The organism is Nitrosomonas ureae (assembly GCF_001455205.1).
Classification (GTDB): Bacteria; Pseudomonadota; Gammaproteobacteria; order Burkholderiales; family Nitrosomonadaceae; genus Nitrosomonas; species Nitrosomonas ureae.
Genome location: NZ_CP013341.1, coordinates 663,009 through 683,788, shown reverse-complemented (window position 1 = coordinate 683,788; position 20,780 = coordinate 663,009). Strand labels below are relative to the sequence as shown.

Below are 20,780 nucleotides of genomic sequence, written 5' to 3'. Positions count from 1 at the left end.
ATTAAATGCAGTTAAATCCATCCGAAATCAGTGAGTTGATTAAAAAAAGGATTGAGGGACTTGCGGATACGGCAGAGATTCGTACGCAAGGAACTATTGTCTCTGTAACAGACGGTATTGTGCGTATACATGGATTGTCAGATGTAATGCAAGGGGAGATGCTTGAATTTCCAGGCAATACTTTTGGTCTGGCATTAAATCTTGAAAGGGATTCGGTGGGCGCAGTTATTATGGGTGCCTATGAGCATATTTGTGAAGGTGATACAGTTAAATGTACCGGACGCATTCTTGAGGTTCCGGTAGGAGAGGGTCTGTTAGGGCGCGTTGTAAATGCGTTAGGACAACCAATCGATGGAAAAGGGCCGATCACCGCAGACAGATCAGAACCTATTGAGAAAATCGCGCCAGGTGTTATTTGGCGGCAATCTGTTGATCAGCCGGTGCAAACTGGATTGAAGTCTGTGGATTCTATGGTGCCGATTGGTCGGGGACAGCGTGAATTGATCATTGGAGATCGTCAAACAGGTAAGACTGCTGTTGCAATTGATGCGATCCTCAATCAAAAAGGTCAAAACATGTTTTGTATTTATGTTGCGATTGGACAAAAAGCTTCATCAATTGCAAACGTGGTGCGTAAACTTGAAGAACATGGGGCAATGGAATATACCATTGTGGTGGCAGCAACAGCCTCAGAATCAGCAGCAATGCAATTTATTGCACCTTATTCAGGTTGTACTATGGGTGAGTATTTCCGAGACAAAGGTCAGGATGCTTTAATTGTTTATGATGACTTAACTAAGCAAGCGTGGGCATATAGGCAGATTTCTCTACTTTTAAGACGGCCTCCGGGACGTGAGGCATATCCGGGCGATGTTTTTTATCTTCATTCACGTTTGTTAGAAAGAGCGGCGAGAGTGAGTGTGGCTTATGTTGAAAAAGCAACAAATGGCGCAGTAAAAGGAAAAACAGGTTCTTTAACGGCATTACCGATCATTGAAACGCAAGCGGGTGACGTAACCGCCTTTGTGCCAACTAATGTAATTTCTATCACAGATGGGCAAATTTTCCTTGAGACAGATTTGTTTAATGCGGGTATACGTCCGGCAATTAATGCAGGTGTTTCTGTCTCACGTGTAGGTGGTGCAGCACAAACTAAAGTGATAAAGAAGCTTGGTGGTGGCATACGTTTGGCTTTAGCACAATATCGCGAATTAGCAGCTTTTGCTCAATTTGCATCTGATTTGGATGAGGCAACACGGAAGCAGTTGGAGCGTGGAAAAATGGCAACTGAGCTTATGAAGCAACCTCAATATGCAACCCTTAGCGTTTCAGAAATGGCGCTTACTTTATTTGCCATTAATAATGGTTATTTCGATGATGTTGAAGTTGCTCGCGCTTTGGCATTCGAGTCAGCGTTGAAAAGTTACATTCGTGGCCAGCATGGAAATATTCTTGATAATGTCGAGAAAAATAAAGAGCTTGATGCTGAAACTGAAAAGGAGTTGACGGCAGCAATCCTAGAATTTAAGCAAAGCGGAACATACTAATCAAATGGCTGGCAGCAGAGAAATACGCAATAAGATAAAGAGTGTAAAAAATACGCAAAAAATAACGCGTGCCATGGAGATGGTTGCGGCATCAAAAATGCGTAAGGCTCAGGATCGTATGAAGAAGGCACGCCCTTATGGAGAAAAAATACGAAATGTAGCTGCACATATGAGTCGAGCAAATACAGAGTATAGACATCCATTCTTGATTGAACGGGATACCGTTAAAAGGATTGGCATTATTGTAGTAACCTCAGACAAAGGGTTATGTGGCGGATTGAACACCAACGTGTTGCGCAAGACTCTGAGCCAAATGAGACTATGGAGTAATGAGGGAGAGGAGATTGAGGTTTGCTGTATTGGTAACAAAGGGTTAGGATTTATGAGTCGGATTGGTGCGAATATCACCTCTCAAGTTGTGGGACTTGGTGATACACCAGATATCGTGAGACTTATTGGCGCAGTTAAAGTGGTATTAGACGGTTATACATATGATAAGTTTGATCGGGTATATATTTTTTATAATCGTTTTATCAATACCATGAAGCAACAACCAGTTATGGAACAACTACTGCCTTTAACTGATGAGCTTATAAAGAGCGAAACTGGGAGTGATGAAAAGCAGAAAGTATCATGGGATTATATCTATGAGCCAGAAGCGAAGTCGGTCATCGATGATATTATGGTTCGATATGTGGAGGCATTGATATATCAGGCTGTTGCTGAGAATATGGCGTCAGAGCAATCAGCAAGAATGGTGGCGATGAAAGCTGCTTCTGACAATGCTGGCAATGTTATTGATGAATTGACACTGATTTATAATAAATCAAGGCAAGCAGCAATTACGAAAGAATTGTCTGAGATTGTCGGAGGCGCTGCAGCTGTTTAAAAATTTTGTATTAGTTTAGGGAACAACGATGAATCAAGGAAAAATTGTTCAGTGTATTGGTGCAGTGATTGATGTTGAGTTTCCACGCGAATCTCTTCCAAAAGTTTATGATGCACTAATAATGGAAGATTCCGAGCTTACTCTCGAAGTACAACAGCAGTTAGGAGATGGTGTGGTTCGCACGATTGCTCTTGGCTCTTCAGATGGTTTGCGTCGTGGAATGATAGTTCAAAACAGTGGAAAGCAAATTAATGTACCCGTTGGAACCAAAACCCTAGGCCGCATTATGGATGTTTTGGGTCGCCCCATCGATGAGATGGGGGATATTGGCGCTGAACAACATATGTCGATACATCGTGAGGCTCCTGCTTTCGATGAACTTTCGGCATCGACAGAATTGCTGGAAACCGGTATCAAAGTTATAGATTTAATATGTCCCTTTGCTAAAGGAGGTAAGGTCGGGTTATTCGGCGGTGCGGGTGTTGGAAAAACTGTCAATATGATGGAATTGATTCGTAACATCGCGATTGAACACAGCGGATATTCGGTATTCGCAGGTGTGGGAGAGCGTACGCGTGAGGGAAATGATTTTTATCATGAGATGAAGGAATCTAAGGTGCTCGATAAGGTGGCGCTTGTGTACGGGCAAATGAACGAGCCGCCTGGAAATCGCTTGCGTGTTGCATTAACTGGCTTGACGATGGCGGAATCATTCCGTGATGAAGGTCGTGATGTGCTGTTTTTTGTAGATAATATATATCGCTATACCTTGGCTGGAACAGAAGTATCTGCTTTGCTTGGACGTATGCCATCAGCGGTTGGATACCAGCCAACACTCGCAGAAGAAATGGGGCGATTGCAAGAGCGTATTACATCAACTAAAACTGGATCAATTACTTCAATTCAGGCTGTGTATGTTCCCGCTGACGATTTAACCGATCCTTCGCCTGCAACCACTTTTGGTCATCTGGATGCTACTGTAGTGTTGTCGCGTGATATTGCTTCCTTAGGTATTTATCCAGCTGTGGATCCACTTGATTCAACCTCACGTCAACTTGACCCGCAAGTTGTAGGGGAAGAGCATTATAACACTGCGCGCGCGGTACAGCAGACCTTGCAACGCTATAAAGAATTGAGGGATATTATTGCTATTTTAGGCATGGATGAGCTGTCTCCTGAAGATAAATTGGCTGTAAGTCGAGCTCGTAAAATTCAGCGATTTTTATCTCAGCCATTCAATGTTGCAGAAGTGTTTACCGGTTCACCAGGAAAATATGTGTCCTTAAAAGATACTATTAAAGGTTTTAAAGGGATTGTTGGAGGTGAATACGACGATTTGCCTGAGCAAGCCTTTTATATGGTTGGTGGTATCGAAGAGGCAATCGAGAAAGCCAAAACGCTTCAATAATTTCAGAGAAAATAGTGATGGGTACCATTTTTCATCTTGATATAGTTAGTGCTGAAGAGTCAATTTATTCTGGACCTGTAGAGTTCATGGTTGCGCCGGCTCAGATGGGGGAGGTGGGAATTTATCCACGGCATACACCGATGCTAACAAAAATAAAATCTGGGATGGTGCGTATAAAAGCTCAATTAAAGGAAGAAGAGCTAATATACGTATCTGGAGGCATGCTGGAGGTTCAACCGGATATTGTTACTATATTGGCTGACACCGCTGTGCGAAGCCACGATCTTGATGAAGCCAAAGCACTTGAAGTAAAGCGGGCTGCTGAAGAAGCTATGAAAAATAAGGAGTCAGAATTAGATTATGTTAAAGCGCAGGCTGAATTGATAGAAGCAATGGCTCAGCTTGCTGCAATAGATAAACTAAGAAAACGTGGGCACTAGTTGAAATGTAGATTGATTTTCAGTTTTTGTTGAAAAGTGACTGAATAAAAGTGAATCGACGAATGTAATTGTTACCCCTTTTGCTTATAATATATTCACTAAAAGAAAGAAAACACAAAAAAGGCGACAAAGGTCGCCTTTTTTGTGTCTTCTTTCTAAATTAAAATGATAAATATTTAAAATGAGCGATCAGCTAATTTACAAAGGCTACTTTATTCAATTAGGTTCCAGTATTTATTTTAAAATCGTTCATGAATTGTGTTGAAGCTTAATGTGGTAATTCTCGCCGCAGGTGCTGGAAAGCGCATGCATTCTTCTCTTCCAAAAGTATTGCATACTTTGGCAGGACAGTCCCTGCTTACGCATGTTATCAATACGGCCCGAAAGCTATCGCCTAATAAAATTTGTGTAGTTATTGGTCATGATGGAGAAAAAATAAAAAAATCAGTCATTGGAGATGATTTAACGTGGATAATACAAGAGCAACAATTGGGGACCGGGCATGCGTTAATGCAAGCATTGTCTCAACTTAATGATGATGGTTTGACACTCATACTTTATGGGGATGTTCCATTAGTGAGTGTCCAAGAATTGCGCCAATTATTAATCGCGGTAGAAGAGAAAAGCTGTGCTACGTTATCCACAGTCGTAGAAAATCCTTTTGGCTATGGGAGGATTGTACGTGATATAAATACCAAGGCGATTACTGCAATTGTGGAGCAAAAAGATGCCAGCACTGAACAGGAAAGTATACATGAAATTAACACGGGTATTATGCTTATACCTAATGTATATTTACACAAATGGTTACCTAAGATAAAAAATAATAATACCCAACGTGAATATTATTTAACAGATATTATTGCGATGGCTGTTAAAGATGGTGTGCATATTGCATCCGTGCAGGTTAAGAATTTTTGGGAAGTAATGGGTGTTAATAACAAATACCAATTGGCAGAACTTGAAAGATTATTTCAAAGGCATTGTGCCAATGAGTTATTGAATGCAGGAGTTAGCTTAATTGATCCTGCGCGAATTGATATACGAGGTGAACTTATCTGTGGATCCGATGTTGAGATCGATATTAATTGTATTTTTGAAGGAACTGTAAAGCTAGGTAATTTTGTGCGGGTAGGCGCCCATTGCATACTCAGGAATGTAACAGTAGCGGCGGGGAGTATTATTCATCCGTACAGCATGATAGAGGGTGCAGAAATTAGTGAAAATTGCAAGATAGGCCCTTATGCTCGCATCCGACCTGGCACTAGGCTTGCCAGTAAAGTACAGATCGGTAATTTTGTCGAAGTTAAGAATAGCCAGATTGGCGTGGAGAGCAAAGCAAACCATTTAAGCTATATTGGCGATTCTTGCTTAGGTAAAAATGTCAATATCGGTGCTGGAACTATTACTTGTAATTACGATGGTGCTAACAAACACACTACCATTGTTGAGGATGATGTATTTATTGGATCGGATACTCAACTTGTTGCACCGGTTAAGATATCAAGAGGTTCAACAATTGGTGCTGGATCAACGATTACAAAAGAAACACCCGAGAATCAGCTGACTTTATCCAGATCAAGGCAGATCAGTATTAGTGGATGGAAGCGTCCTCCAAAAATCAAAAAATAGAATGGTATTTTCTATTATCTAAATAGTATTTTTTGTCAGCGTGAGTAGCAGGAAAATGTGATATGTGTGGAATAGTAGGTGCAGTAGCAAATAATAACATCGTTCCGGTGTTGTTGGATGGATTATTACATTTAGAATACCGAGGTTATGATTCCGCTGGTCTCGTGGTGACTTGTAATGGTCTGCAAAGATTGCGCACTACGGGCCGAGTAGCCGAGTTAAAAAAGCTTGTGCATGAAAAGAATATACAAGGTCTTGCCGGTATTGCACATACTCGTTGGGCGACGCATGGGGTTCCTTCTGAGCGTAATGCGCATCCTCATTTTTCCGGAACAGCAGAATCTCCTGCTCGAATAGCTATTACGCACAATGGAATAATTGAGAACCATGAAATAATGCGCAAACGCTTGCAAGCAGAAGGGTTTGAATTTATTTCTGATACTGACTCTGAAGTAATTGCGCATTTAATTTCTTTTAACCTAAAGTATACCGGTGATTTGATAGTAGCAGTTTGCGCCTCAATTGCTGAACTACAAGGTGCTTATGCGATAGCGGTTATGGAAGAAGCACGACCAGAAAGAATTGTTGTGGCGCGTAACGGAGCACCGTTATTATTGGGTTTAGGTGAAAGTGGTAATTATGCGGCTTCTGATGCATCTGCCTTGCTAAAAGCGACTAGGAATATGATTTATTTGGAAGAAGGCGATGTGGCCGAACTTACCTGCGACAGATATCGTATTGTCAATTGTTTAAATACGAACTCAGTGAAAGAAGTGAAACGTTCTGTTCACGAAAGTAATTTATCAAGCGAGGCAATTGAGTTAGGGCCCTATGCACATTTCATGCAAAAAGAAATTTTCGAGCAACCCAGTGCTGTAGCTAATACTCTGGAGATGATTTTAAATGCAAAATCAATTTCACCAAATTTGTTTGGTAATAAGGCTGAAGAAGTATTTTCCAGAACTAGCAATGTTCTGATCCTGGCTTGCGGAACAAGTTATCATGCAGGCTTAGTGGCAAGGCACTGGCTGGAAAGTGTAGCTGGAATTCCTTGCAATGTTGAAATTGCCAGCGAATATCGTTACCGTAACCCCCTGGCAGATCAGGCTACCTTGGTGGTAGGTATTTCTCAATCCGGTGAAACTGCAGATACTCTGGCGGCGATAAGTTATGCTAAAAAGCTAGGTCATCAATATAGTCTTGCTATTTGTAATGTGCCGGAGAGTGCTTTGATACGGCAAGCTGACCTGTGCTTTCTCACACATGCAGGTCCAGAGATTGGAGTGGCTTCAACGAAAGCATTTACAACACAATTGGCTACATTATTGTTACTGGCAATGGTGCTGGCAAAAATGCGTCATAAATTATCGACTAAAGATGAGCGGCAAATGATTATGGCGCTTCGACATTTGCCAGTGGCTCTGCAACATACATTGCAAATCGAGTCACAAGTGAAAATTTGGGCAAAAAGTTTTGCACAGAAGCGTCACGCATTATTTCTTGGACGTGGAGTCCATTATCCTATCGCGATGGAAGGAGCGCTTAAGCTTAAAGAAATTTCATACATCCACGCCGAGGCTTATGCAGCAGGAGAGTTGAAGCATGGGCCGCTGGCTTTGGTTGATAATGAAATGCCTGTTGTAGCAATTGCACCTAATGATCAATTGATAGGTAAACTTAAATCAAATTTGCAAGAAGTGCACGCACGGGGTGGTGAACTCTATGTATTTGCAGATGCAGATTCTCAAATAATGCAAAGCAAGAATCTACATGTAATTCGTCTATCTGAGCATGCAGGTATACTGAGTCCTATCTTACATACCATACCATTACAGTTACTGGCTTATCATGTGGCCTTAGTAAAGGGTACTGATGTTGACAAGCCGAGGAATCTTGCAAAAGCTGTGACGGTTGAATAGTATTGGCTGGGATAAATAGAAAGTGGAATTATGTGGCTAAGAATTAACTTGTTCTTATCTTTATTGCAACGTAGTTAGGTACTATATCCGTAGAATAGAGGATGGTAATATCAACTTACTTTAGTTAAGGGTGTTATAAATGGCTGGCCATAGCAAGTGGGCGAATATTAAGCATAAGAAAGCAGCGCAGGATGCCAAGCGAGGCAAAATATTTACCCGGCTTATTAAGGAGATTACAGTGGCTGCCCGGATGGGCGGCGGGGATCCAGACAGTAATCCCCGCTTGCGTTTGGCGATGGATAAAGCATACGGTCAGAATATGCCAAAAGATAACATTGAGCGTGCGATTAAACGGGGTTGCGGTGCGCTAGATGGCGTCGATTATGAAGAAATTCGTTATGAAGGATATGGAATAGCAGGGGCTGCAGTGATGGTGGATTGCATGACGGATAATCGTGTTCGAACCGTGGCAGATGTGCGCCATGCATTTACCAAATATGGTGGAAACCTAGGAACGGATGGTTCTGTTGGTTTTCTATTCAAACACTGCGGTCAGTTAATTTTTGCACCAGGAACAAACGAGGATGAGATCATCGAAGCAGCATTGGAGAGTGGAGCTGAAGACGTGATTAGTAACGAGGACGGTAGTATCGAAGTAGTTACTGAGCCTTATGACTTCATAAATATAAAAGATGCTTTGGAGAAAGCGGGTTTTAAAGCAGAATTAGCCGAGGTGACTATGAAACCAGCAAATGAAACAGTACTCTCGGGTGATGATGCGATAAAAATGCAAAAATTATTAGATGCCCTGGAAAATTTGGACGATGTGCAAAATGTATATACTACGGTCGTACTTGAAGAGTAATAAGTTAAGCTGTCCTGAGGTGCAAAAATCCGCATTCTTGGCATAGATCCTGGATTATGTGTTACTGGTTTTGGCGTGATAGACAAGAATGGAAGCAGTCTAACTTACGTTAGCAGTGGCAGTGTTAAAACCTCAGAAGGTGAGTTACCATTTCGTCTTAAGTTGATTTTAGACAATTTATCTGAAATTATTGCTCGATATCGTCCACAACATGTTTCCATAGAGCAGGTTTTTGTCAATATCAATCCTAAATCAACATTATTGTTGGGCCAGGCGCGTGGCGCGGCAATTTGTGCAGCAGTAATGAATAATCTGATGGTGGCTGAATATACTGCTTTGCAAATTAAGCAAGCAGTTGTTGGAAACGGTCATGCAAAGAAAGATCAAGTACAAGAAATGGTGGTGCGATTGCTTAAGCTGAGCGGAAGCCCAGGTGCAGATGCAGCTGATGCTTTGGCTTGTGCGATCTGTCATGCAAATGGCGGGCTTGGTTTGGGAAAAATTGCGACAATTGGTTACCGAATGAAGCGCGGGCGGTTAGTTTGATTGGGCGGCTAACTGGAAAATTGTTGGAAAAACACCCCCCCCAGGTGTTGCTGGAAGTGCAGGGAGTTGGTTACGAAATTGATGTGCCGATGAGTACTTTTTATGATCTCCCCGCAATTGGGGGCGAAATTACTTTGTATACCCATCTTGTAATACGTGAAGATATGCACTTACTCTTTGGCTTTGCGACAGAACCGGAACGCCAGACATTTCGGCAGTTAATAAAAATATCCGGTATAGGTGCAAGAACAGCATTAGCACTCTTATCCGGTTTAAGCGTAGCTGATTTGCATCATGCAGTGAGTACTCAAGATAGTGCACAATTAGTCAAAGTGCCTGGTATTGGAAAAAAGACAGCGGAGCGTTTATTACTAGAGTTGCGGGATAAATTGGACTTGGCGTTGCTCAATTCCGATCGGGCTCTATCGTCAACTAGTGAGAGTGACATACTTAATGCCTTATTATCATTGGGATATAGCGACCGTGAAGCCAGTTGGGCTATTAAGCAAATTTCTTCGAATGCGATGGTGTCCGATGGTATACGGCAAGCGTTGCAATTATTATCTAAAGAAAGATAGTGAATAATCACAAGGGTAATAAATGATTGAAACCGATCGACTTGTAACTGCTATTTCCTCGTCGTCACAAGAAGAAATATTGGAACGAGCATTACGTCCTAAACAACTTGATGAGTATGTCGGTCAGGAAAAAATTCGTGGACAACTGCAGATATTCATTGAAGCCGCAAGGAATCGACGCGAGGCACTCGATCATGTTTTATTATTCGGGCCGCCCGGATTAGGTAAGACGACACTTGCGCATATTATTGCCAGAGAAATGGGCGTTAATTTGCGACAAACTTCTGGCCCAGTACTGGAGCGTCCAGGTGATTTGGCAGCTCTATTGACTAATCTGGAACCTAATGATGTTTTGTTTATCGATGAAATTCATCGCCTTTCACCCATAGTAGAAGAAATTCTTTATCCAGCTCTGGAAGACTATCAATTGGATATTATGATAGGAGAGGGGCCGGCAGCTCGATCTGTGAAGCTCGATTTGCCTTCATTTACATTGGTAGGTGCAACAACGCGCGCTGGCATGCTTACAAATCCATTGCGTGATCGTTTCGGTATTGTGTCACGCTTAGAATTTTATACATCGGAAGAGCTTGGCAAAATAGTTACTCGTTCTGCCAGGTTATTGAAAGTAGAGATTTCATCTGATGGCGCATTGGAGATTGCTCGCCGTTCGCGTGGCACGCCCCGAATTGTTAATCGGTTACTCCGCCGCGTACGCGATTATGCTCAGGTGAAGGCGGATGGGCATATTACTCGTCTTGTGGCAGATGCCGCTTTGAGCATGTTGGATGTCGATGCGATCGGATTGGATGTCATGGACCGGAAACTGTTATTAGCAGTATTAGAAAAGTTTGGTGGTGGTCCAGTCGGGGTTGATAATCTCGCTGCCGCGATTAGTGAAGAGCGCGACACGATTGAAGATGTGTTAGAGCCTTACTTAATTCAGCAAGGATTTCTGAAGCGTACAGCAAGGGGACGTATGGCAACGACAGCGGCTTATCAGCACTTTGGTATTGCGCAGCTAAGTAGCGGATTAAGCGGTGAACTTTGGGAAGAAAGAAATTTATAATTAATTTTATTGCTTATCAACACATGAAAATTCAAACATTGCGATTTATTGTAGCCGTATTACTGACACTCGTTGCTATGCTGTATTTTTATACCAATCGCGAAAAGGATTATTATAGTAAAAGCGCTGAGCCTGCCATCGCTCAAATATTAACCGAAATTTCGAGTTGGGAAAAGCAAGTATTTCTGCATCATTTGGCTCCAGAAGCGAAGCAAGCTATAAACGATGAGCAACTTGATAAACTGATGGATGTGTATCGTAGTTTCGGTCGGTTTCAATCCATTGAGGCGCTTAATTTTTCTCGTACTGTTAGTGCATTTTCGTTGGTTGGAGACAAGCGCATTAATTATTCAGGAATTGCTAATTTTGACGCGGGGCCAATTAGTTTAAATATTACATTAATAGAGTGGGGAGGTTTTTTTCTTGTGTATAATTTTACTTTGGCGAAAGTTTTAAACGAGTAGGATTCAAAAAAAACGGCATAATTCATGATATTGTGTTTTGAACTATGTTATTTATATAGTAGTCTTACCGATCGTTAGAATCGTTTGTTATAAATTTTACAGTGGAGGCTATTTAATAATGAATCAAAATTTATCAACCGTTTCGCAAAGATCAACTTCTGCGATAGCAACAAATAAAGTATTGCGTAATACATATATGCTTTTGTCCTTAACATTATTGTTCAGTGGATTTACTGCTGCCATATCAATGTTGATGAATATGCCACCAATGACTTATTTAATATCAGTTATTGGCGGGATGGTGATTGCAATGTTTGTATTACCTCGCTTTGCAAACTCACCAGCTGGGATCGGAATTGTGTTTCTGATTACTGGTTTGTTAGGATTTGGATTGGGTCCGATATTAACCATGTATGCGTCTCTTCCTAATGGTGGAAATATTATTACATTGTCGCTTGCTGGAACAGGAGCCATATTCATGGGACTGTCGGCGTATGTATTGACTACACGGAAGGATTTCAGCTTTCTCGGTGGATTTCTGATGGTGGGTTTTTTGTTAGTGTTACTAGCAGCCTTGGCTAATATTTTTCTGCAAATACCGGCTATGTCATTGGTGATATCAGCTGTTGTCATCATGATCATGAGCGGTTTTATTTTGTATGACACGAGCCGCATCATTCATGGAGGCGAGACCAACTACGTGCTGGCCACTATTGGTTTATATATGACAATTTTTAATATCTTCATTAGTCTGCTGCAAATACTGGGTATTATGGGTAATGACGATTAATTTCCAAATCTTAGAAAGCCTTCAAAACCCCGGTTTAGCCGGGGTTTTGTTTTGAACAAAGGAATTTAAAAGAGAAGGATGAATCATGGATTGGATGCAAATTATTTCTGCTTTGGCATTAGTCATGTTTATTGTTATTTTGTTTCCGGCAACTCGACATATGATGAAGAATAGTCCAAAAGGTACATCTTCCGATTGGATGAGCTTCGTTATTCCAATTGTTGTGATAGTACTATTTATCCTGTTGCTGGTTAAATTGGTTTGATTGCTTGATGAAATACGCATGAGTATTCGAGGCAGATTGTCAATAATTTATTTTGTAATTAATGTGATGCCCTAAAAAATAAAAAAACACGGATGCTCCAATGTTATTGATCGAAAATGTAAAACATGGGGTGCGCTTCTATTAATCTAATGATCTGGATAAACCTTTGCTGACGTAGCTTGATTCCATTATCCGTGGGTTATTGGGTAACATTTGAGGTAAAGTTTTGCCTCATCTTTATCTGTAATCTCAAAGTGTCTATTGCTTATTCCTTTACTGTCTGGTTCTGGTAATCGGTTCCCGCTAATCTTAATTATTTTTGAAAGTAAGAGGGCTGAGAGTGAGCAATCAATTATCATCCAATCACCAAGTCATTCGTTGGGGTCGATACATATAAAACTTTCGTTCTATACACCTGGTCAATGCATGCGAACGAGTTTACCAGTGATTCTTTCTCAATAATGCGTATGGCTATAATCAGTGTTGAACTGGATGCGCACAACGGCCAACGGGCTGTCATGAGTGTGCGAGGAGGTATAGACTGTAATGTTTCTACAACAATTTGATCTCTAAATTTTAACGATATCTATATGTGGATAAAACAGATTTGTTATAAGTGTTTTGCAAAGACAACAAAATTAAGATTCCTGCACAACCTTGCCTGCCAGTGCAATAACCAACTAAAATAGAGGGGGTTAAAAGACAGCTGGAGCAAAAGATGCAGATGAGTTTTGGAACACTGGAAAGCAGAGCGATTGAATCGAGATAATGTTCTGTTGAAGATTGAAGCCCTAATTGAGTGGGAGGAATTACGTCCGAAACTTACGGGTTTATACAAGCGCGAGTTATCGCATGGTGGAGGCCAAGAGCCGTTTGATGGGTTGTTGATGTTCAAAGCGATCCTGCTAGGTCAGTGGCATAGTTTATCGGACGCTGCGTTGGAGCAAGCACTGTGTGTACGCATTGATTTTCTGCAATTTTGCGGACTGTCCTTGTCGGATGCGATACCGGACGAAACCACTTTGTGCCGGTTCCGTAACCGGCTAATAACCAACGACCGGCTAGATGATCTGCTGGCCTCTATTAATGAACAGCTTCAATGCCACGGATTGATGATCAAGGGTGCGACAGGAGCGGTCATTGATGCCACGCTGATTGAGTCAGCGGCACGCCCTAAAAAGACCATCACACTGGAAGTGGATGCCGAAGAAGGTAAGGTTGTTCAGTTTGAAGATGGCAGTCAACCTGGAATCAACTGTATCGAAGAACAAAGCGCGGATCCGGATGCGACCTGGCTCTGACAAGGCAAGAAGTCGCAGTTTGGCTACCGCAGTTACCTGGTGGTGGACGCACAAGACGGCTATGTGCGCGGGGTTCACACCGCCCCTGCCAACCAGAGCGAAATGATGCATTTCGAAGCCGCTATCGATGGTGCGCATATCGAGGCGAATCGGGTGTATGCCGACAAGGGATCCGCCAGCAATGCCAATCGGCAATTTCTAAGAAAGCAAAAGATCAAGAGCGCAATCATGCATCGCGCGTACAAGAATAAACCCCTCTCGTCACGCCAGAAGCTGGCGAATCAATTGATCAGTAAAAAACGCTATATTGTCGAACAGTGTTTCGGCACAATCAAACGCTTATTCAGAATGGAACGCGCCAGCTACTTCGGTACGACGAAAGTCAACGCCCAAGTCATACTGAAAAGTATCTGCATGAATCTAAAGAAAGCAGCCAACAAAATCTTCGTAGACCAACCATTAAGGGGAGCGATCCGTCCAAATATTACATAAGGGGGAAAAATTCACCTAAAAAAAGGAAAAAACTCCACTTTCTATTAAAGTGACGTGCAACAAGTGTCACTTGGAAAATTTTCTCTGTCGCTACAGCAAAATTCTTGCGGTTGTGCAGAGGTCTTAAATTGATACGAAAATACAACCCATGCAGTATCGCATCCATGCAGTATCGCTGAAATATGCACAGTAACACCTAAAAAAACGCGGTGCATAGATCGAATCTCTGCGTTTTGTTCTTTGAGAGATGGAAACTTAATTAAGTGTGTGCAGTTAATACTTGGCTGGGGGTAGTTCTTTATCAAGTCTTTTGAGTCATAATGATTATCCGAAGTAATTATTTGCTGAGTTTCTTCATTTTGTGGGCATCAGGGTATGCGATAATATGGTGATTATTTTAATCATTATCAAATTAAACTGAAAATAGTATAGAGACGATAAACTTGTTTGAGTGCATACAAGAAAAAGTAATAAGCTGCGTTATAAATAGAGGGTGAAATCTTTTACTCATGCAATGTTTTTAGATGCATCTTTATAGCAATACCATTTTATAAACATGGGAATATTCCTATAAAAATCATGATTTTCCTTGTTTGAGTAACAGTGGCATGCTAGAATTTCCACTTGATTAATTAGCATGTAGAAGGTATCTATAACTAAGAAAATCTAAGTTGCGGATAATAAGGAAATTCAGCCAAAAAATATGATTATCGTCAATCGTAATGTGGTTTTAACAAAGCAAGGTTGTGGCGTATGAAGTTCGTAAACTGGCTGAGCAAGATAATGGTTCAGGTCTGTAGCGTTCATAATCGTACCTGAAGTCTGTAAAATTAGTAATCATGTAGGGGGAAATATGGGAAGTAAATCAGTAGTAACCTGGGCGGGGGTGTCCGCTTTTACTTTATATTCAAGCATGGCGGTAGGACAGCAGTCTAAGTATAACTTTCCCGAGCCGCAGAGTGTCATAGCACAAGATATTTATGATCAGCACATAACGCTCCTGTGGATTTGTTTGGTTATATTCATTGGTGTGTTTGGTGTTATGTTTTATTCCATACTTAAGCATCGTAAATCTCTGGGTTATAAAGCGGCAAACTTTCATCATAGTACAGCGGTTGAAGTGATATGGACCACAATACCGTGTCTGATTTTGATTGTAATGGCGTGGCCAGCGACAAAAACAGTCATTGCGATGAAGGATACCTCAAGTCCTGAAATGACCATTAAAGCGACGGGCTATCAATGGATGTGGGGATATGATTATCTTCAAGGTGAAGGTGAGGGCATAAGTTTTTATAGCAAATTGGCGACCCCAAGAGCTCAAGTGGAAAACAAGGAGCCCAAGGGCGAGCATTATTTGCTGGAGGTTGATAATCGTGTCGTTGTGCCGGTGGGCAAAAAAGTGCGTGTGATCATAACCGCCAATGATGTGATTCATGCTTGGTGGGTTCCGGCGCTGGGGGTTAAGCAAGATGCTATTCCGGGTTTTATTCGTGATTCATGGTTTACGGCAAATAAAGCGGGAATTTATCGTGGTCAATGTGCTGAGTTGTGCGGCAAGGATCATGGGTTTATGCCGATCGTGGTAGAAGTGATGGAAGCAGAAGACTACAGTAAATGGGTGGCTGCCCAGTTGAGCAATTCTGCAGTTAAAACATCAATGCATATAGAAAATAAGTAAAAGGAGATAACTATGGCAGCAGTACATGGTGACGCGCACGGACATGATGATCATCATCCCAGTGGAATAATGCGTTGGGTTACAACAACCAACCATAAAGACATTGGTACAATGTATTTATGGTTTAGCTTTACAATGTTTATGATTGGCGGATTTTTAGCAATGGGAATTCGCGCTGAGTTATATCAGCCGGGTATTCAGATTCTGGAGCCTGAATTATTTAATCAATTTACAACCTTGCATGGTCTAATAATGGTTTTTGGTGCCATTATGCCGGCCTTTGTGGGCTTTGCTAACTGGCAAGTACCGTTAATGATCGGTGCTCCTGATATGGCGTTTGCGCGGATGAATAACTGGAGTTTTTGGTTATTGCCAGTAGCGGGAACTTTGCTCGTGGGCTCATTCTTTGTGCCAGGGGGTGCAGCAGCAGGTGGTTGGACATTTTATCCGCCGCTTTCAACGCAGGGTGGTTTGGGCGTCGATTTGATGATTTTTGCAATTCATATTTTGGGTGCTTCATCAATTATGGGTTCGATCAATATCATTACTACCATTCTGAACATGCGTGCGCTTGGCATGACATTGATGAAAATGCCAATGTTTGTATGGACGTGGTTGATTACTGCTTATTTGCTGGTTCTGGTTATGCCGGTGTTGGCAGGCGTGGTAACCATGTTGCTGACAGATCGTCATTTTGGAACTAGTTTCTTTAATGCAGCTGGTGGTGGTGATCCGGTTATGTTCCAGCATATCTTCTGGTTCTTTGGTCATCCGGAAGTCTATATTATGATTTTGCCTGCATTCGGTATCGTGTCGGAAATTATCCCAACTTTTTCACGTAAACCACTGTTTGGTTATTCATCAATGGTTTATGCAACTGCATCAATTGCAATTCTATCTTGTGTTGTATGGGCGCATCATATGTTTACAGCAGGTATGCCAGCAGTTGGACAGCTGTTTTTTATGTATGCAACGATGCTGATTGCTGTACCAACCGCAGTTAAAGTATTCAACTGGACGGCGACCATGTGGCGTGGTTCGATGACATTTGAAACACCGATGTTATTTGCAATTGGATTTATTTTCTTGTTTGTGATTGGTGGGTTCAGTGGTGTAATTTGCGCGATTGTACCGATTGACATACAAGTTCAAGATACTTATTACGTGATTGCACATTTCCATTATGTATTGGTATCAGGCGCATTGTTCTCATTGTTTGCTGGCGCATATTATTGGATTCCTAAATGGACCGGTAAAATGTATAACGAAACGCTAGGCAAATGGCACTTCTGGTTGTCAATGTTCTTCTTCAATTTGACATTCTTTGTGCAACATTTCTTGGGTTTGGCAGGTATGCCACGTAGAATTCCAGATTATAATCTTCAATTCGCTGATTTTAATATGATATCCAGTATTGGCGCATTTGGATTTGGACTTTCTCAGTTGCTTTTCCTTTACATTATGATTAATTGCATTCGTAGTGGAGAGAAAGCTCCAGAGAAACCTTGGGATGGCGCAACAACTTTGGAATGGACACATTTACCATGTCCAGCGCCGTACCATAGTTTTGAGAAACCACCTATTGTCAAGTAAAGCAATAATAGGAAGCGTATGTCACAAGAAACGGATAAAAAGCGTAAGAAACTTGTAACAGCAATTATTCTGTTTGCTACGGTTGTAGCAATTTATATAACGGTTATATTAAAAGTATGGTAGAAGCTAATTCAAAATCGAATGTCTTAATGATGAAAAAGTTATTGATTTTTACATTGATAATGTTCGTATTTGGTTATGCTTTGGTGCCGTTTTATGAAAAGTTTTGCGAAGTGACCGGAATTAATAATTTGTTGCAACCGGACGTACTGACTAAAGATAACTGGGTGGATGAAGAGCGCTGGATAGCAATTGAGTTTGATGCCAATGTAAGAGGATTGCCTTGGCAATTTAAGCCGTTACAAACCAGTGCTCGCATACATCCAGGTGAGTCGGTTAATGTGATGTATGAGATTACAAACAATTCAGATCGTGAGGTGACCGGGCAAGCAATTCCCAGTTACAGTCCTCGCTTTCTGGATAAGCATTTAAAGAAATTTGAATGCTTTTGTTTTACAAAACAGGTGCTAAAGCCAAATGAAACTTTGCAAATGCCCGTTCAATTTGTGATCGATTCAGGATTGCCTGCAGATATAAATACTGTGACGATTTCCTATACATTTTTTGAGCTGCCTGCGAGCGCAAGCGCGATCAAAAAATAAGGAATCGAAAATTGAACAAAATTACTGAAAAACAAACTGGTGCACGTATTTGGCAAATTGCCAAAGCAGTAATGTTCGCTTTTATGGGAATTCGGAAAGAAAGTGATCTTGAATATGATGCGGCAACATTAAAACCTGCGCAAGTAATCATTGGCGGAATTATCGGAGCAATTATTTTTGTACTTAGCATTATGCTAGTGGTTAGGTTAGCGGTTAGTTAGATATCGAAAAATCATAAGTAGAAGGAGAGAAGAATGAGTCAAGAATCTGGACATTATTACGTCCCAGCTCCGTCGATGTATCCAATTATTGGATCAACGGCAGTATTGTTCATGGGATCAGGCGCTGCACTGACCATGAATAAAATAGAGCTCGGCTATGGGTTATTAGGGATTGGTTTTGCTATTCTGATATATATGCTGTTTGGATGGTTTGGAACAGTTGCCAGAGAAAGTGAAAGTGGGAAATTTAACGATCAAGTTGATCTTTCATTTCGTTGGGGTATGAGCTGGTTTATTTTTACCGAAGTGATGTTTTTTTGCGCATTCTTTGGAGCATTATGGTACATGCGAAATTTATCCATACCGTGGTTGATGGACGAAAGTACTGTGCTAGGTAATGAATTTTGGACATCTTATGATGGTACATGGCCAACCGCTGGTCCTGGTGTTCATGAGGCATTTACTCCGATGGGTGCTTGGGGGCTCCCGGCTTTTAATACATTGTTGTTATTAACTTCCGGGGTCACAGTAACGATAGCGCATTGGAGGCTAAAGGAAAATAGACGTGACGGCCTAAAACTGTGGCTGTTGGCCACGATAGCTTTGGGTGCATTATTTATTGGTTGCCAAGCTTACGAGTATGTGCACGCCTATAACGATCTGAATCTGAAAATGACAACGGGTGCATACGGCTCAACATTTTTTATGTTGACGGGTTTTCATGGATTCCATGTAACAATCGGCACAATTATGTTGATTGTGATTTACTTCCGTAGTGCAGCAGGACACTTCACGCCAGAGCATCATTTTGGATTCGAAGGCGTGGCTTGGTATTGGCACTTTGTTGACGTGGTATGGTTAGGTCTGTTTGTATTTGTTTATTTGATGTAAATAGCCTAATACTTGCGAATCAAGATTTCAGCTTTCATGAAACTTAAGCAATATATTTAGTTCTTTATGCTCAAGTTTCATGAAACTGGAATTGTTCAGAGTCCATATGAATTAATTTGTTATTTAGGCTGAATAGTTGCGATAACATGATCAAGAAAATTAGTTCACTCCCTCAGACTCAAGCAAAAAAATGATCATAATGGGATATCGCTTTAAGCCAAGGTTATGGTCAATTGTACTGACTATTTTGTTTGTAATAATTTTTGTTGCATTAGGTAGGTGGCAGTTGTCCCGAGCGGATGAGAGAAATACGCAGCATGAGCAACTAGAGAAGTACTCAAAGCAACCTGCGGTTACTCTACCAGGAACTCTGGTTAAATTAGTGGATTATCAATATCGTGATGTTGAAATACGAGGTGAATATCTTATTGATCATACGATATTTTTAGATAATAAGACCTATCAAGGGCGTGCCGGATATCATGTGATCAGTCCATTGAAAATTGCGAATAGTCCGCTGCATGTGGTGATTAATAGAGGCTGGGTAGCAACTGGAAATGATAGATCGGTATTGCCTCCGATTACAACTGATTCAGGGGAAGTCATAATTACTGGTACGGTAATATCGCCAGAAATAAGAACATTTGAAATTTCAAACACCATAGTGCAAGGTCCAGTATGGAACACATTTAGTTTGGATAAGTATCAGGAAATTACAGGTTTGAAAATGCAACCTATCATGGTTTTGCAGAAAGATTTAATTGAAGATGGCTTGGTACGGGCATGGGAAAAACCCGAATCCGGCGCATCGAAAAATATTGGCTATGCAATACAATGGTTTTCACTAGCGGTTACAACATTTGTTATTTTTATAGTTTTGAATGTCAAACGTACAAATTCAGAAATCAAATAGGCGTAAGTTCTTATTATTGCTGGTTTTAATGTGTGCTCCTGTAGTGATATCTTATGCTTTGTATTTCACGGATTACAGGCCGGAGAGCACTCACTATGGTGATTTGATACCTATTATCAAGGTTACCGGGACAGGCACGAATCAAAGTGATAATACGATACTTCGTATGAAAGATCTGCACGGTAAGTGGGTATTGGTAACAGTGGATTCAGGCCACTGTGATGAAGTGTGCAAAGAAAAGCTTTATTTCATGCGTCAAGTACGTTTGGTGCAAGGGAAGCAAAGCCATCGAATTGAACGGCTCTGGTTAATCAATGACGATGTTCAACCTAATGATGAATTAAAAGAGCAATATGAGGGTACTTATTTTGTCAGTGCAAAAGATAGCGAGATACTCGGGTATATCGAAACTCAGGAAACACAAACCAAGCATATTTATTTAATTGATCCAATGGGAAATTTAATGATGCGCTTTCCTGAAAAAATTGATGGCACCAAAATGGGGCATGATTTGAAGCGATTGCTACACGTTTCACAAATAGAACATTAAGTATTTAGCGCCCTATGCGACAGTATGAGGCGCTGAAACAACAAAAAGCATTTGAGAATAAATA

General features: G+C 41.2%; 21 protein-coding genes. All 21 read left to right on the top strand.

Annotation, left to right across the window (positions count from 1 at the left end; translation table 11 throughout):
• The first annotated feature begins 5 nt into the window (after positions 1-5).
• Positions 6-1,547, top strand: coding sequence for a F0F1 ATP synthase subunit alpha (gene atpA, locus ATY38_RS03295; RefSeq protein WP_062558041.1), 1,542 nt, complete (start codon positions 6-8; stop codon positions 1,545-1,547).
• A 4-nt stretch (positions 1,548-1,551) separates the two neighbouring features.
• Positions 1,552-2,436 (top strand): F0F1 ATP synthase subunit gamma, encoded by an 885-nt coding sequence (atpG, locus tag ATY38_RS03290; protein WP_062558040.1) that lies wholly within the window; start codon positions 1,552-1,554, stop codon positions 2,434-2,436.
• 28 nt (positions 2,437-2,464) lie between these two features.
• A complete protein-coding gene (gene atpD / locus ATY38_RS03285) occupies positions 2,465-3,844 on the top strand; it encodes a F0F1 ATP synthase subunit beta (protein WP_062558039.1) in 1,380 nt (459 codons plus the stop codon).
• A 17-nt stretch (positions 3,845-3,861) separates the two neighbouring features.
• Positions 3,862-4,284: a F0F1 ATP synthase subunit epsilon gene (locus ATY38_RS03280; protein WP_062558038.1), complete on the top strand. Its 423-nt coding sequence runs from the start codon at positions 3,862-3,864 to the stop codon at positions 4,282-4,284.
• A gap of 258 nt (positions 4,285-4,542) precedes the next feature.
• A complete protein-coding gene (glmU, locus tag ATY38_RS03275; RefSeq protein WP_074701580.1) occupies positions 4,543-5,916 on the top strand; it encodes a bifunctional UDP-N-acetylglucosamine diphosphorylase/glucosamine-1-phosphate N-acetyltransferase GlmU in 1,374 nt (457 codons plus the stop codon).
• 62 nt (positions 5,917-5,978) lie between these two features.
• A complete protein-coding gene (gene glmS, locus ATY38_RS03270; protein WP_062558037.1) occupies positions 5,979-7,835 on the top strand; it encodes a glutamine--fructose-6-phosphate transaminase (isomerizing) in 1,857 nt (618 codons plus the stop codon).
• 139 nt (positions 7,836-7,974) lie between these two features.
• Entirely contained in the window at positions 7,975-8,700 is a 726-nt protein-coding gene (locus ATY38_RS03265) for a YebC/PmpR family DNA-binding transcriptional regulator (protein ID WP_062558036.1), read from the top strand.
• Between the two features lie 27 nt (positions 8,701-8,727).
• Positions 8,728-9,246, top strand: coding sequence for a crossover junction endodeoxyribonuclease RuvC (gene ruvC / locus ATY38_RS03260; RefSeq protein WP_062558035.1), 519 nt, complete (start codon positions 8,728-8,730; stop codon positions 9,244-9,246).
• Positions 9,243-9,824, top strand: a complete 582-nt coding sequence (gene ruvA / locus ATY38_RS03255; RefSeq protein ID WP_062558034.1) for a Holliday junction branch migration protein RuvA — start codon at positions 9,243-9,245, stop codon at positions 9,822-9,824. Before ruvC ends, ruvA begins: the two co-directional genes overlap by 4 nt.
• A gap of 22 nt (positions 9,825-9,846) precedes the next feature.
• Positions 9,847-10,893: a Holliday junction branch migration DNA helicase RuvB gene (gene ruvB, locus ATY38_RS03250; protein WP_062558033.1), complete on the top strand. Its 1,047-nt coding sequence runs from the start codon at positions 9,847-9,849 to the stop codon at positions 10,891-10,893.
• Positions 10,872-11,357, top strand: a complete 486-nt coding sequence (locus ATY38_RS03245; RefSeq protein ID WP_235590379.1) for a hypothetical protein — start codon at positions 10,872-10,874, stop codon at positions 11,355-11,357. The genes ruvB and ATY38_RS03245 overlap by 22 nt, the downstream gene beginning before the upstream one ends.
• A 118-nt stretch (positions 11,358-11,475) precedes the next feature.
• Positions 11,476-12,147 carry a Bax inhibitor-1/YccA family protein gene (locus ATY38_RS03240; RefSeq protein ID WP_062558032.1) on the top strand — a complete coding sequence of 224 codons (672 nt, stop codon included), beginning with the start codon at positions 11,476-11,478 and terminating at the stop codon, positions 12,145-12,147.
• Positions 12,148-13,143: 996 nt separating this feature from the next.
• Positions 13,144-13,713, top strand: a complete 570-nt coding sequence (locus ATY38_RS16390; RefSeq protein ID WP_062558030.1) for an IS5/IS1182 family transposase — start codon at positions 13,144-13,146, stop codon at positions 13,711-13,713.
• A 39-nt stretch (positions 13,714-13,752) separates the two neighbouring features.
• Positions 13,753-14,205: a transposase gene (locus ATY38_RS16385; RefSeq protein WP_062558029.1), complete on the top strand. Its 453-nt coding sequence runs from the start codon at positions 13,753-13,755 to the stop codon at positions 14,203-14,205.
• An 853-nt stretch (positions 14,206-15,058) separates the two neighbouring features.
• Entirely contained in the window at positions 15,059-15,886 is an 828-nt protein-coding gene (coxB, locus tag ATY38_RS03220; protein WP_062558028.1) for a cytochrome c oxidase subunit II, read from the top strand.
• A 12-nt stretch (positions 15,887-15,898) separates the two neighbouring features.
• The gene (gene ctaD / locus ATY38_RS03215) at positions 15,899-17,479 is read left to right on the top strand and encodes a cytochrome c oxidase subunit I (protein ID WP_062558027.1); all 1,581 of its coding nucleotides are present in this window, start codon (positions 15,899-15,901) and stop codon (positions 17,477-17,479) included.
• Between the two features lie 116 nt (positions 17,480-17,595).
• Positions 17,596-18,141, top strand: coding sequence for a cytochrome c oxidase assembly protein (locus ATY38_RS03210; RefSeq protein WP_062558026.1), 546 nt, complete (start codon positions 17,596-17,598; stop codon positions 18,139-18,141).
• A gap of 11 nt (positions 18,142-18,152) precedes the next feature.
• Positions 18,153-18,362, top strand: a complete 210-nt coding sequence (locus ATY38_RS03205; RefSeq protein ID WP_062558025.1) for a DUF2970 domain-containing protein — start codon at positions 18,153-18,155, stop codon at positions 18,360-18,362.
• A gap of 33 nt (positions 18,363-18,395) precedes the next feature.
• On the top strand, positions 18,396-19,253 hold the full coding sequence (locus ATY38_RS03200) for a cytochrome c oxidase subunit 3 (protein ID WP_062558024.1): 858 nt from the start codon (positions 18,396-18,398) through the stop codon (positions 19,251-19,253).
• A gap of 190 nt (positions 19,254-19,443) precedes the next feature.
• Positions 19,444-20,166, top strand: coding sequence for an SURF1 family protein (locus tag ATY38_RS03195; protein WP_062558023.1), 723 nt, complete (start codon positions 19,444-19,446; stop codon positions 20,164-20,166).
• A 166-nt stretch (positions 20,167-20,332) separates the two neighbouring features.
• Positions 20,333-20,716 (top strand): hypothetical protein, encoded by a 384-nt coding sequence (locus tag ATY38_RS03190; RefSeq protein ID WP_235590378.1) that lies wholly within the window; start codon positions 20,333-20,335, stop codon positions 20,714-20,716.
• The last annotated feature ends 64 nt before the right edge of the window (positions 20,717-20,780 follow it).